At 46.4% G+C, this 13,707-nt stretch carries 17 protein-coding genes; 5 read left to right on the forward strand and 12 right to left on the reverse strand.

The features are described from left to right. Positions 1-95 precede the first annotated feature (95 nt). From MPET_RS15205 to MPET_RS00210, 3 genes are all read left to right on the forward strand, one after another. Positions 96-269 carry a hypothetical protein gene (locus MPET_RS15205; RefSeq protein ID WP_187287565.1) on the forward strand — a complete coding sequence of 58 codons (174 nt, stop codon included), beginning with the start codon at positions 96-98 and terminating at the stop codon, positions 267-269. A 41-nt stretch (positions 270-310) separates the two neighbouring features. Next, the gene (locus MPET_RS00205; RefSeq protein WP_013328000.1) at positions 311-1,096 is read left to right on the forward strand and encodes a polyprenol monophosphomannose synthase; all 786 of its coding nucleotides are present in this window, start codon (positions 311-313) and stop codon (positions 1,094-1,096) included. Positions 1,097-1,293: 197 nt separating this feature from the next. After that, entirely contained in the window at positions 1,294-2,817 is a 1,524-nt protein-coding gene (locus MPET_RS00210) for a glycosyltransferase family 39 protein (protein WP_013328001.1), read from the forward strand. A gap of 22 nt (positions 2,818-2,839) precedes the next feature. Here the strand turns inward: MPET_RS00210 and MPET_RS14270 are convergent, their stop codons facing one another. Then, complete coding sequence (locus MPET_RS14270) at positions 2,840-4,492, reverse strand: flippase-like domain-containing protein (protein ID WP_013328002.1); 1,653 nt, start codon at positions 4,490-4,492, stop codon at positions 2,840-2,842. A 35-nt stretch (positions 4,493-4,527) separates the two neighbouring features. Continuing rightward, the gene (locus MPET_RS00220) at positions 4,528-4,956 is read right to left on the reverse strand and encodes a cupin domain-containing protein (RefSeq protein WP_013328003.1); all 429 of its coding nucleotides are present in this window, start codon (positions 4,954-4,956) and stop codon (positions 4,528-4,530) included. Positions 4,957-5,025: 69 nt separating this feature from the next. On the opposite strand from MPET_RS00220, the gene MPET_RS00225 reads away from it, so the two are divergent. Beyond that, on the forward strand, positions 5,026-5,508 hold the full coding sequence (locus MPET_RS00225) for a peptidylprolyl isomerase (protein WP_013328004.1): 483 nt from the start codon (positions 5,026-5,028) through the stop codon (positions 5,506-5,508). On the opposite strand, the gene MPET_RS00230 is transcribed toward MPET_RS00225, so the two are convergent. From MPET_RS00230 to MPET_RS00240, 3 genes are read right to left on the reverse strand one after another with little or no spacing between them, the layout of a single operon-like run. Further along, positions 5,489-6,040 (reverse strand): hypothetical protein, encoded by a 552-nt coding sequence (locus MPET_RS00230; RefSeq protein ID WP_013328005.1) that lies wholly within the window; start codon positions 6,038-6,040, stop codon positions 5,489-5,491. The genes MPET_RS00225 and MPET_RS00230 overlap by 20 nt on opposite strands. A 13-nt stretch (positions 6,041-6,053) precedes the next feature. Next, complete coding sequence (locus MPET_RS00235) at positions 6,054-6,998, reverse strand: hypothetical protein (protein WP_013328006.1); 945 nt, start codon at positions 6,996-6,998, stop codon at positions 6,054-6,056. 54 nt (positions 6,999-7,052) lie between these two features. Continuing rightward, a complete protein-coding gene (locus tag MPET_RS00240) occupies positions 7,053-7,544 on the reverse strand; it encodes a hypothetical protein (RefSeq protein WP_048130420.1) in 492 nt (163 codons plus the stop codon). 82 nt (positions 7,545-7,626) lie between these two features. On the opposite strand from MPET_RS00240, the gene MPET_RS00245 reads away from it, so the two are divergent. Further along, a complete protein-coding gene (locus MPET_RS00245) occupies positions 7,627-9,123 on the forward strand; it encodes a DNA-directed DNA polymerase II small subunit (RefSeq protein WP_013328008.1) in 1,497 nt (498 codons plus the stop codon). A gap of 148 nt (positions 9,124-9,271) precedes the next feature. Here the strand turns inward: MPET_RS00245 and MPET_RS00250 are convergent, their stop codons facing one another. The 7 genes from MPET_RS00250 to MPET_RS00280 form a co-directional block, all read right to left on the reverse strand. Continuing rightward, a complete protein-coding gene (locus MPET_RS00250) occupies positions 9,272-10,309 on the reverse strand; it encodes a hypothetical protein (protein WP_013328009.1) in 1,038 nt (345 codons plus the stop codon). Further along, positions 10,306-11,046, reverse strand: a complete 741-nt coding sequence (locus tag MPET_RS00255) for a DUF1673 domain-containing protein (protein WP_013328010.1) — start codon at positions 11,044-11,046, stop codon at positions 10,306-10,308. Before MPET_RS00255 ends, MPET_RS00250 begins: the two co-directional genes overlap by 4 nt. Further along, entirely contained in the window at positions 11,043-11,489 is a 447-nt protein-coding gene (locus MPET_RS00260) for a hypothetical protein (RefSeq protein ID WP_013328011.1), read from the reverse strand. Before MPET_RS00260 ends, MPET_RS00255 begins: the two co-directional genes overlap by 4 nt. A 261-nt stretch (positions 11,490-11,750) precedes the next feature. Continuing rightward, positions 11,751-12,500, reverse strand: a complete 750-nt coding sequence (locus MPET_RS00265) for a hypothetical protein (RefSeq protein WP_013328012.1) — start codon at positions 12,498-12,500, stop codon at positions 11,751-11,753. 150 nt (positions 12,501-12,650) lie between these two features. Beyond that, positions 12,651-12,857 (reverse strand): hypothetical protein, encoded by a 207-nt coding sequence (locus MPET_RS00270; RefSeq protein WP_013328013.1) that lies wholly within the window; start codon positions 12,855-12,857, stop codon positions 12,651-12,653. Positions 12,858-12,895: 38 nt separating this feature from the next. Then, positions 12,896-13,294: a hypothetical protein gene (locus MPET_RS15065; RefSeq protein WP_013328014.1), complete on the reverse strand. Its 399-nt coding sequence runs from the start codon at positions 13,292-13,294 to the stop codon at positions 12,896-12,898. Next, entirely contained in the window at positions 13,284-13,580 is a 297-nt protein-coding gene (locus MPET_RS00280; RefSeq protein WP_225353830.1) for an ArsR/SmtB family transcription factor, read from the reverse strand. The genes MPET_RS15065 and MPET_RS00280 overlap by 11 nt, the downstream gene beginning before the upstream one ends. Positions 13,581-13,707 lie beyond the last annotated feature (127 nt).

The raw sequence follows: 13,707 nt of genomic DNA on the forward strand, positions 1-13,707 counted from the left end.
ATAAAAGGAGATTACGGTCTCTTTAATACCCGGATAGACCTACAAATATGGTTTATACCCTGTGGATTCATTTCTTTCAGGAGTATATTGTAGATATGGATTTATCCGGGACAGTCCGGGTAAAAGAATATCAGGCATTTCTTAAAACGAAAAGGTGGGAATTAGCAGGATATTATGTCCGTGCAATGTGCCGCATCATCATCAATAAAGGTGGTTTTGCTGCTGCGGCAGGTAAAAGATACGGACCGGGAACCGGACGGCCAGTTTAAAGAAATTACAGGGATAACAGACAAATATTATATTGATAAATATGATGCCGGACGATTCCTGCAGTTCAGAGTATGATCTGACTGTTATAATACCCACATATAATGAGGAAGGCAATATAAGAGAGATTGTAAGCCAGGTCGATTCTGTTTGCAGGAGCAGCAATATCAATGAAGAGATCCTTGTCGTTGATGACGATTCCCCTGACAGAACACAGATTATAGTAAGCGAAATGCAGGAATCGATGAACAATCTTCATATTCTGGTCAGGTACGAGGATCACGGGCTTTCCCAATCACTGCATGCAGGTATATACAAAGCCGAATCCTGCCTTGTCCAGTGTATTGACGCCGATCTTTCGCATCCTCCCGAAAAGATACCCGTATTTTATAATCTGTTGAAAAACGAGAATTACGACATGGTTATTGGCAGCAGGTATATTCCGGGCGGTGAAACGTTTGACTGGCCGTTATACAGGAAGATAATATCTTCGGGGGCTGCATTAATCGGAAGGTCGTTTATTCCCATAGTTAAGGACTCGGGAAGCGGTTTTTTCGCCATCAATAGGAGAATACTCGAAGACGTTAATTTGAAGCCCCGCGGGTTCAGGATGGGTTTTGAAATTCTCGGTAAAGCCAGATGGGAGAACGTCACAGAAATCCCGATCGTTTTCAGGGACAGGGTTGCCGGGGTCAGTAAAATAAAACCGTCTGTTTTCTCGGATTTTCTCCTTCAATGCATGCATATAGCATATTACAATTTTATACTGCATAAATCCGGAAATATAATTAAATCCTGGAAGAGATTTCTTTTCGGCCGAAAAAACTGAAATCCTGTCTTTTCAGAATTTTGTTCACGGATCTAATGCACCCGTCTTCAATACCGATGCCTTACATTTCCCTCACGGAGTTTCCCCGCCGCCTCCTGCGGTTCAATATATTCGAAAAAACCGGATATTCCATAATAAAAAAGAAAAAAGCGGATCTGTTTTATATTGACTGCAATCAGATAATCTTATGATTCAATATGGGGAATAAGAGTAAAAAATCAGATCCCAAAAAGGCTGAAATCAGCACCGATACTTTGGGAGATGATAAGTACAAGGTAAGCTCTTTTAAGGATTTAAACTCTGAAAATCTCAGGCTTGTTATTCTTAATAACAGATATGCCCAGCTACTGATCCTGCTTGTGGCCATAGGCTTTGCATTAAGGTTCTATAACCTTGGATTCAATTCCATATGGCTCGATGAAGGAACGACGTTCGGTTACGCAAAGATGGGTTTCGTTGAGATCTGGAATGCAGTTATAGCAGAATTCCACCCGCCGCTGTTCTACTGGCTTGAGCACATGATGAATGTATTCGGCGACAGCGAATTTGTTCTCAGGTTCATACCCGCATTGTTCGGAGTTCTTGCAATACCTGTCTTTTACCTGATAGGAAGTGAAGTCGTAAACCGTGATGTCGGAATAATCACCGCCCTTCTTGTGACGTTCTCGCCGTTCCAGATATATTATTCACAGGACGCCAGGGCGTACACTATGATCCTTCTCTTCTTCTCGATCTCCCTTCTGGCTTATATATATGCGTTGAAGACCAGGGAGATGAAGTGGTGGATAATATTCGGTATAGCCTCCGCCATTGCATTCTGGGCCCATTATTATACCATTATCGGAACGGGTGTAATAGTTCTGCATGCTATCGTTACCAACTACAGGGAGCTTTTAAAGAATACGCCCTTTAGAAAAGGATTTTTAGTATCTATAATCCTGTTCGTGATACTCTCGATTCCCCTGCTCCTCCTCATCTATGAAAGGTATCTTGAATTGTCGGCAAGTGCACCGACATATGGAGTACTCGGACCGCAATTGATAACTTCGTCGATAATATCGTTTTCAGGATTCGAGTGGTGGTCCGGTGTATTATTCGCAGTGCTGTTTATTATCGGAGTCTTGTACCTGTATAAAAAGAGTGTCAGTTATATGGCCCTTGTCGTGGGTCTCCTGCTGATTCCGCTCATATTCAGCGTAATACTCTCGGCAAAGATAACGATGAACCCGAGGTACCTGATCTTCCTTCTGCCCGTCTTCTATCTTGGAATAGCCTCGGCATATATGCCCGTGAAGGAGCTGATAAAGAACGACAAGTTCATCTATGCGTTCATGGCCGTCCTTGTCCTGGTAAATATTCCGTTTATGGCTACATATTACACGAGCTACACGAAGAACGACTGGAGAGGCTTTTCAGGACAGCTTGGGAATGTTACGGAGGCAGGAGATGTCATCGTCGTTCTCCCGGGCTATATGACTCAGCCTCTCGATTATTATTATTCCAATGAGACAGACGGTACGATCGAGCTTCTTGCCTCATCGGGAGAAGAACTGGAAGCGATCTATTCGGAATATCCTGACAGAACTCTCTTCTTTGTAGTCACAGGCGACATTAATGCAAAGAATCCTGAAGGAGACGCAGTTGAGTGGCTGAATGACAATACAGGATATATGGGTCAGAATATGGGTATATACCTGTTCGCGATCGTCCCTCAGGAATAAAAAAAAGAACTCTAAGAATCACTTACTTTTTTGCATAAAGAATAAGCGAGAGGCCAATATTTGCCCTTTCGAAGAGGCCGTCAAATCTTTGAGACAGGTCAAGAAGTTTTTCACTCTTAAGCAGTGCGACAAAAGGGGATACGAAGAATATTGTCTTCGTCTCTGCACGGGAAAAGTCGCTGAACAGAAGTCTCAGCTCTTTTGGCGAAAAGAACATAAGATGCGTCTCCCCGTAATTCCTTCCGCGGCCGAAGAGATCCCACATCATCTCGTAGACCCCCCAGAAAGAGAATTCATTGGGGGTTGTGATAACGATCTCACCCCCTTTATTCAAAACCCGCTTAATCTCGGATACCATCTTATCGGGACTGATTAAATGCTCGATGATCTCGGCACAGATTATTTTGTCAACTTTTCCGGACCTCACCGGCAGGTGTTCTGCATCGGCTAAAATGTAATCCGAATTGGGAATGCCTTTTTCCCGTGCAAATTTCAGTGCGTTCCTGTTCAGATCAATTCCGAGAACCATCTTCGCGTCTGATGCCCCGGTCTCCCTGATCTGCACTCCGCTTCCGCACCCTATATCGATTATTACATCGTTTTTATCGATGTCAAGGCAGTTTTTGATCTCTTCGGTTTTTCTCTGCTGCCAGTATTTCTGGACAAGGAGGTCGGAATTGTACGATTTTTCGTCAATATCCCCGTCTATCGTGTTGTAAAATTCTTCAAGCGACTCTTTCCGGAGATCTTTTGTGAAGAACGACTTTATTCCGAGGAGATCCACAAAGACCTCCACGAATCTCGTCATCAGCGAGAAGCTCACCGCATATACGCTGCTTATACCCATAAGTGCGAAAAGGCCCACGATTCCGGCCTCCTGGATACCCCACCCTGCGGGAGTGAGCGGTACAAATGAGAACAATGTAAGGAACGGGTTCAGGATGAGTGCATCCATGAACGATATCTGGACGATATTCAGTGCAAGGGCGATGAAGAACCACTCGAAGCCCTTCATTATCCATCCCATGATAGTTATCAGGATAATATACCTGTAGTGTTTCTGGACCTTTTTGCTTTCACCCCCAAGGTCGATTAATTTCTGTAGGATTTTTATGTTTTTTGAGAACCTGATGATTCCTGCGGAGGGGTACATGATTGTAATATAGAGAATGAGAATTCCCGCCATCAGGGCTGCAGCGATTAGTAAAGTTTGGAACACTCCCCCGTCGAAAATATTTGAGTAAATATATACTATTCCTATACTTGCAACAATGATCTTGAAGAAGAGATCGTAGATATAAGCGCTTGTTATCGTTGCAAGACCGCTTTTCGTAGATATTCCATGCTTTTTCAGTGCATATGCCACGAAAAGGTATCCGCTTCTTGCCGGAGTAAAGTCCGACGCCAGCATGCCCGCCATATGAGAGAAAAAGACAAACTTCAGGCGGATCTTTTTGTCTATATCTGTGAGTATCTTCTTAATCCGAAACGACATCAGGATATTGTTCACCAGGTATGCCGCTATTGCGGGAATGATGAAGACCGGATTTATCTGGCTGAATATTTCCAGAACGTTCTGTATGCCTGAAAAATACAATATCAGCAATATAATGGATAATGCCAGAATATATTGTGATATTCTGACAGCCTTTCCGAAACCTTTCTTTTCAGGCATTCAATATTATATGATTTTTATTTTGTTAATATATTTCAGTCCCGTGTGATCGAGATGCCCTGCCGGGACCCGCATTTTTCAGGCAGGATCTCTTCGTCATCCTCCCTCCAGAACGGATCGGCGATCGCAAGCAGTTCGAGGTCGCAGGGTCCGCAGGACTCGATCCACTGCACAGAGCCGGGCGGAATGTACACGGCCTGCCCCGGGCCGACAGCTTCCGCATCTTCGTCGATGTGCATAATCCCGCTGCCTGCGATAATGTAATAGATTTCAGCCGATTCCTTCAGTCTGTGGGGAACCGTTCTGTCACCTGCCCTGACGAACGCATGCGCAATGCTTGCATTAATGGAGAGACCTTCTCCCGGGTTCTTTTCAGCCTCCCTCTCCGGGTGGAGAAGCTCGCAGAGGGTGCAGCCGTCTCCTGAAGTGAAGTATTCCGCTTTTTTTATGTCCCTGATTATCAATGCCGGACCTCCGGATGATTTAATTTTTGTACCCCAAGATACATAACAATAGGACAGGAGAATAAGTAAATGGCTGAAAAAAAAGTAAAACTCGAGACGAATCTCGGTGATATCGTAATTAAACTCTATGAAGATATGCCGGTTACGGCAGGGAATTTTGAAAAACTCGTGTCTGAAGGATTTTATGACGGGATCATCTTTCACAGGGTGATAAGGAGTTTCATGGTGCAGGCGGGCTGTCCCAATGGAACCGGCACCGGCGGTCCGGGCTATAATATCAAAGACGAATTTGTAAAGGGCCATTCTAATTTACGGGGCACGATATCGATGGCGAACACAGGGATGCCCGACACAGGCGGAAGCCAGTTCTTCATCAATCTCGTGGATAATACCTATCTCGACTGGGACAATTCCCAGACTCCCTCGAAGCACCCCGTTTTCGGTGAGGTCGTCGAAGGGATGGACGTCGTCGACAAGATCGCGATGCAGCCTGTCGACAGGATGGACAGGCCGAGGAACGAGACAAAAATAATCAGGGCGACGGTCCTTTAATTCCCGAATTATCCTTTTTTAAAGCAATAATAATCCCCTGGCATAATAAGCCGGCGAGCAGGGAAACAATGAGAAGCGGGATGAACTCCCCGAGCACCGTTGCCGGACCGTGAAGTTTTTCCCCTGCAAACCCTGCGGCAATTATGAACATTCCTGCAACCAGGCTTCCGCTGAATACGGAGAACATCGCGGCGAAGTTCTCTTCCTTTTTCGTCATTTCCATAAATACCGCAAGGGCTGCAAGAGTTCCCACCGGGCAGGCGATGACCCCGGCCGCGGCGACTGCGGCGGAAGATGCAAACGGCATGGACAGAATTCCTGCGGCAAGCCCGGCGAGGCCTGTTTTTATATAATCCGCCCCTAAAAGGCCATCTTTCGATCTTTTCGACTGCATTACCACCACAGCAATACAGGCGAAAGCCGGAAGGACGGGAGCAGCCGGCAACGAGATAAAAAAGAAAAATGCTGCCTGGATAAGAAGTCCTGCACAGAGAATTCCGGCGGCGGCAGTTACTGCACTGTTATCTGGCATGGGTTTTTTGAAGTCAGGCGGACCTGAAGTGATTGCCCTTCGATTTAATGAGATCCATCTTCTTCATCTCGCCGAGCATATCCTTCAGGAACTTTTCATCGAGGTCGAACCTGAACTCGTCGTTTGTGTTATCGATCGTAAACTTAAGGTTCTTCATCTCCCTGAAAAGTTCGTCGAAGGGCGTCCTTTCCTTTTCCTTCAGGTATTCTATGATCCTCTCGGCAAGTAGCGATTTGATGTATCCGTTCTCCTTCAGCTTCAGGATAGACTCCTCGTCGACGTCGTATTTATCCATTATCTGATCGATCATCTCAGGCTCTGCCGATATGGAGAATTCTGGCGGAAGGGTGACATGCGTCTCGACACCGGACATTACGTTTATTATCGTGTTTATACTGTATCTGCTTCTCTTCTCCTGGGAGGATGCTTCAAGCATCATATCGGACGGGACCGCGGTTATTATCTCTCCCGGTTCTGCCGTATTTTTCAGTATCCATTTTCCGCTCCCGCTCTCCAGCAGACCGTTTTCGTTCAGCAGGTGGAACAGCGTTTTGTTGCCCCTTTCTTCGTCGTTTTCGGGATTGGCTTCGTCATCTCCGGCTTCGGTCCAGCTGCCGCATCCGTTGAATCCAGGAATATCGGATATGCAGTCTCCGGGGTGGGCAGAACCGAAAAATCCGGAGAGCCTGTTCTTTCTTAGTTCAAGCTCATCGATAATCTCGGAATACATATCGGTCATCAGGGCCTGAACATCCGTCTTATCGCTGCCATTATCATGTTTTTTCTTTTCTTCATTGAACAGCGAGATGAAATCATCAATTTTTCCGGTGCATATCGTCTCCTTGACCAGGGTGCTGACGCGTTTTGTCTTAGCCCTGAATCCGGATTTTTTTAGTTTTAAAGTGAATTCATCCGCATGTTCGGGATTATAGAATATTATTGTCTCTTCGAAGGTCATTCTATCTTATAAATAGAAAAGATTACATGTTAAATAAATTCATGCCCGGCGGTTTTACCCGTCCAGGCTTATGGAGTAGCCCCCGTTTTCATCTCTTTCGAGTATGAGGGACGATTCGGCCAGAGTATCGCCTGTGCCCTGGTCTATTGCGTCTACTGTAATACGGACCTCGCCGGGAAGATCAGATACCGAAGGAATGCTGTCTTCCGTTATATATGTCCACCATACAGTATCGGTGCCTGTGCACGGGGAGCCGCACGGGACTATCTCGGGTGTCCAGAGAAGAAAATCCCCGTAATCCGCGGTCCATTTATATGTCACATTCCCACTTCCGGAATAATCCGCCGAAAGTCCGATGCCGATCACCGACGACATTGCCGGCGACCAGTAGCTGTTTTCGGGAACGATTATAACCCTGCTGCTTTCTGCCGACAGACAGCCTGCAGCGACCAGAACTGCGGCAAGAAGTGCGACGGCAAGGAAGACGGCGAGCCTTTTACCTGTTGATATCAGCATATCAACCTGTACCGCATCTTTGTTAATCATTCTTTCGGAGTTCCGCCGTGGCAACTTCGCGGAACGGTTTCTGTCAACTTTTTTTTGTTTAAGGTTCAACCAGAATACATACATGACAGGGATGAGGGATGAGATAATCTCGAAGTTTCTTGCGGCCGACCTTCAGGTTCACCCCGAAGTGGTACTCTACCTCCTTGAATCGGACGATCCGGACCTCATCGACGGTATTATCGCAAACGTTCCTCCAGAGGCGTTCGTCGCCCTCCCTGCACATATTCCCGGTTTCAAAGTGGAAGGCTTCGAGCCGCCGAGGCCCAGGATTAAGAGTGAAGAGCCGCTGCCTGAGACTGCGAAGCCTGCAGTGTCCAAAAAGTCAGAGACCGACGGGGAACGGTTTATGCCGGAAGGGGACGTGGACGTGGTCTACGGCCTTCCCGCCCCGGGAAACGGCGGTGTGGACTTCAACGATTTTGTCTTTTATTTCAGGGACAGGTACGAAAAGCTTGCCAGGTATCTCAGGAAAAGGGGGGAAGCGATCCCGATATCGGCTCTTACCCAGACCGACCGCTACAGGCAGGACGATGTCTCGGTAATAGGGATGGTCTCAGATCTCAGGAACACTGCGAACGGGCACAGGATGGCGGTTCTTGAGGATCCTACCGATTCGATAAACGTGCTCTTCAACAATAAAAGGGATGTCTTTGAAGAGGCCGAGAAGCTGATCCCCGACGAGGTCGTCATGGTCAGGGGGAAGCTTTCGTCGGACGGAAACCTCTTCTTTGCCGATACGATGATGAGACCCGACATCCCCCTGAACAATGCCCCGTTCAAGAGCAGGACGCCCGGAAAGGCGGTCTTTATCTCCGATGTCCATGTTGGCAGCGATACGTTCCTCTATGACGAGTGGGACAGGTTTTCGGAATGGCTGCACGATTTCGACGCACAGTATCTCCTCATCGCAGGGGACCTTGTGGACGGGATCGGCATATACCCGGACCAGGACAAGGAGCTTATAATCGCCGATATAGACCGCCAGTACAAAGAGTTCGGCCGAATGGTCTCAGCCCTTCCAAGGGATATGCAGATCATCATCTCCCCGGGGAACCACGATGCAATCAGGGGTTCGGAGCCGCAGCCGGCCCTTCCGGAAAGATTTTCGAAGTACTTCCCCGAAAATGTCGTTCTTGTGGAGAACCCCGCCTTTGTCAGGCTGCAGGGCGTAGGCATCCTGATGTACCATGGGAGGAGCTACGACGACCTGATCTCCATGATCCCGGGTGCGTCGTATACGAAACCCGAGGATATGATGGTCGAGATGTTAAAGAGGAGGCATCTGGCCTGCACCTACGGTATGAGGACCCCTATTCTTGCTGCAAAGGAGGACAACCTAATTATCGATCCTGTTCCCGAGATCCTACACACCGGCCACGTCCACATCTGCGGGGTCGTGAACTACCGCGGCGTTCTCTGCATGAATACCGGAACGTGGCAGTCGCAAACCCTGTTCCAGAAGCAGATGAATATCCAGCCGACACCTGCACGTGCGATGGTCGTCGATCTCCAGACTCTAGAGCCTAAGATCTTCGATTTTATGGATAAGGCGGAATAGGACTAAAACCGGTATACAGTGTTTCTTGGCAGGATTGTGGTGAAAGAACCTGCAATTATTAAAAATTATATTGGTCTACCTTCTAGTATTATTATACGTCGATAGATCTCTGTTGACAAAAGATTTTTTTGTGGGAAAAAGATTTTGTCTATCCTCGTCCCTTCTTCCCGAGTTTATAGAGATCGACTGCGGCTATTCCGGTTGTAGTAAAGACGGATGCAGCGGCAGTCCACAATAATGCCAGAAAGAGAAAGCAGATCGCCGCCATCGGTATGGCATATTCCGCGAAGAAATGGTAGTCGTAATCGACGAACAGTGGGGTCATGCATATGAGCGGGGAAAGGAGAGTAATTCCAACGACTACCGTCGCGAATATCAAAAAACAGACGATAATTTCGATCCATGTCCTCCTGAAAAAGCCTGCCAGTCCTGCAATCGCACCGGAAAGGCTCCTTTTTTCAAGAACAAGAAGCGGAATTACGTACAGTGTAAGTACGAATAGCGGAACGGCGACCAGAATCTTTTCAATAACAGCAGTTACCGTTGCAAGCGGGAGGATCGGGACATAATAGACAAACGGGATTTGGAACATCGTTGTTCCTAAAGCAGGGTACAGATGTGCGTGCCAGGGCTGTTGGAGGACAAAGGCATAGATCGCCGTTGCAACAACCGCCAGGATTACAGACCATCCTGCAATAGTCTTCAGGTAATTTTTTGCACTGTACAGGGATTTCCTTACTGCTCCGGGATTTTCAGGATTCTTTGAGATGTCGATGACTATCGCGGCGAATATATAATTCAGGCAGAAGAAAAAGATAAGCTCAACAACAAACGTAAGGACAAATCCATAGTGGTAGCCAAGCGACCAGTACCCGTAGCTGCCCGAACATGTCATGATGGCATACGCCTTGAAAGCCATCTCTGTAAGGTACATAAGGAAAAGGGCAAAACCTGCAAGAAGCGGGTACCATAACAATTTCCTGTCGTTTATGAGAGTTTTTATACTCCGGGTTGCAATCCCTGCCCCGCGGCCGATTCTTCTTCCGACGCCGTCTCCTCCTCCGCCGGGCTGTACCGAACGTACCGGTGCGTAACCGGACGAAGGTTCGGTCAGGGTAGTCTGGAGAGTTTCCGTAAGGGGGCACCATGCAGTTTTTTTCCGGTTGGATCCTGAATATTCAGTCATAACAGATTCTCCCTGATTTCTACCAGTTCTTCGAAACTTTTTCCGTAGATCACGAGCTGTTTATTTTTCTTCGTGGTGATGACAAACGATTTGGGATACCTTTTCCGTATACGGGCGTAATTGTAGATTACCAGGAAGAAGATGGAGATGACAATAAAAAATCCCAGGTATGCGATAAATAACGGGGTAAGTATTTCTCCTGAGATCCATTCGACATATCTGCCGTAGATACTGACAACAGAAAAGACAGGAATTATGATAAGCCCTAATATTGCCAGAACAAATTGCGGTACCGGCCTGTGGTTGTCGATGATCTCGGCATTGTTAATATCGCTCTTTTGGATATGAACTGTCCTGAAACCTGGTCTTTTTACTGTAATCACGTCAGGTCCGGATTCAATAGTCGTGCGCTTTATATCGCTGTATATTATTAGATAACCCGTAACAAGCATGATACAGAGGAGCAGAAGGATATCTGTTCCGGGGTAATATTTATTGACGAATTTGAGGAACGCGACGATCGCGGCGATTTCCGTGCCGAATACAAGGAATTGCAACAGGGAGGTCCATGTCGGAACGTAATCGACTATCCTGTCGCTGGAAATCCTGTCCGGACTTCCGGGAGTTTCTCCTTTTCTTATCCCGTATCCCGATATTCCCATCGAGGATTTCATTGCCGTCTTCGCCGGGCACCAGCCCATCCATTTGTGGATTGTCTCGGATATCCGGATTGTCATATCATCGCCCTCACTTTCCCGAAGAGTTCGTCAGCCATCTTCGTCGGATCGTCGGTCTTTTCGATCTTTACACCGAGCTCCCCGGCGTAGTCCCAGAGGAGTTCTATGCATTCCGTATATCTCTCGCAGCTTCCGCAGTCGCCTTCGTGCTCGAACCATACCTGAATCCCGTGCTTTTCGGAGACAAATATGATTGCGGCGGTCCTGAACGGGATCGAACGGCCGATAAGAACCCCCCGTTCAGCATTGACTTTTTCAACCGCTATGCTGTTCGCTCTCGCCATATCCCGGAGAACTGCCTCTATCTTTTCGTCCATCTGGATCAATGCTCGCGAGACCGCCTGCCGGGATATCCCGAGCTGCTTTGCAATCGCGATATTGGCCATACCGCTCCGGCGCATCGCCCAGAACGCGAACTGCTTCTCATCCGTTGGCAGGAACATATGTCAACATGGGTGTGTTGACAATATATACTTTTTGTTGAACTCCTGAAGGATCGGTTAAGAAGGTGAGAGTTTTTGTTTATCTTCATCCTATGAGCTGGTGTGATCGAATCCTTTGTACCCCGTTATACCAACATTATGACAGGAGGAATAATATTTTCAAAATCCCTGATCCTTTCAGGTCAACGTATTAATGTTGACGTATTATAGATTTGTGTGTGTTGTATGAATTTTCCCGGGCCGGATAATCTACTCTGCCGTTCACCCGCGATTCGTCATGAAAAATACGGGTACGAAATATAATAAAATTACAAAAATTATCATCATTATACCCATTGCAAAAAGGAGGCGGGCGTAATGCATATTAAGTCTCTCCCTTTTGCTCCTTTCTCCTGTACCGGTTGCTCTTTTGGAGATCATTATGACTGAAATAACGATCAGTAAAAATAAAGCCGGGATCAACATCGCTATCCCGAAAAGAAGAACTATAAAAAACGCCGCAATCGCCGGGATCAGGAGATCATATATCGGATTTTTTCCCATTATCCCTTCCAAATCCGTTTTTGAAACCTCTCCTTCATTATTATTCTCTTTATGGTATTCCTCCCGGTCGTAGAACCGGCCGGCGATCAGGTGACCGGCCAGGACAGCCAGAGAAATTACTACAAATATTGCCATAAATCCGTTGAATGATTTCACGCCGTTGCTCAGCTGGATTGTAGTTATTGAAGAGGAGATAAACGTAAAAACGAAGAAGAAGACCGATAAAATGGAGGTTATAGCAGTCTTCCCCGGGTACATGTAAAGCAGGTACGCAAGAATGGCCGGAACCAGAAAATAAATGAACAATACGATACCTGCATTAAGACCGGCCAGCCTGATCCCGAAAAACCATGTCTCCCAGTTGATGATAAAGACGAAAAGATTCATCAGCGAGAAAAAAACCAGGACTACAAACAGGATAATGTATAATACCCGATCAAGACCGCGTGCAACCCCCGTCAGCTCCATGATTAATATTGTTAATGCTGCACCCTTTAAATTTTCCGACCGTAAAGTCGAAATGAAAATAATTTTACGGTTCAGTTGAGGTCCGGGATTAAATTTTGTTTTCCCGGAAAATGGTGTATGATATTTTATCTGGTGACAGCTCGATCTAACTTACTCCGAAACTTTCTCAAGTATTCTTTCGATGTTGTCGATCTTCTTCTCCATTCTCTCAACCGTATGCCTGAGCATCGCGATCTCTGTTTTGATGTTGGATATTTCGGCCTTTCTCTCCGATTCCGATCCAAACTGCTTCTCAATCCATTCCTTAAATTCACGGGTATCTCCCTCGGAGAATATTCCGGTAAGCTTTGGACTCATGCTATTTTCCTCTTAAAAATTATTTTACAGGTTCATCTTTATTCGGCCACCTTTTCAAGAATGTCCGAGATATTGTCGACTTTCTTTTCTATCTCTTCGATCCTGCTGCCCATTACTGCCAGTTTTGCATTGGATTCTTCGACATTGTTCCTGCTTGCCAGCATATCCATCTTTGCAAGCACTGCATCCATGTACTTCTCAATCCATCCCTTGACCCTGGTTATAATCATGTAAATAACGATAACAACCAGAATAATCGGAAATAAATACATTAGTATCGAGGTACAGGATAACATAAATAATCCCAAATTGCTAACTGAAAATCCTAGCATAGATGCAACAAATGCTATGATCGGGATCACCAATACAACAAATACTGTAAGTAGAATTACAATCTTTGTCACCCAGTGGAACTCCCTTACGGTTTTAAAATTCATCTTCTTTCATCTCCAGTTTTGAAATAAGATCAAGGCTCAAAGCAAATTCGAAGGGCACGGCCTTGTAATATCTTTTGAGGTAAGGCGGCTCTTCACCGACGTGGTTGGTTCCGGTGACGAGCCCTGCCTTTTCGAACTGTTTTAGGTAAATATTCACAAGCGGCCGGGAGATCCCGACCTCTTCAGAGATCTCCCGTGCAAACTTCTCTTCGTGTGCAATCGCCCTGAGTATGTTGAGCCTCTGTTCGTTTCCAAGAAAGCTGAGTAGTTTCGCAAGTTCAGTCACTGTCGCCGGGTTCAACATGCTAATGTGTTTATTATTTTTTACACATGATAAATCTTTTTTAGACCTACCGTTGATCATTCTTTAGGAACCTTCGAAAAACTGTCTGACCTGCAGGTGCAGTGGAGGC

The organism is Methanolacinia petrolearia DSM 11571 (genome assembly GCF_000147875.1).
Classification (GTDB): Archaea; Halobacteriota; Methanomicrobia; order Methanomicrobiales; family Methanomicrobiaceae; genus Methanolacinia; species Methanolacinia petrolearia.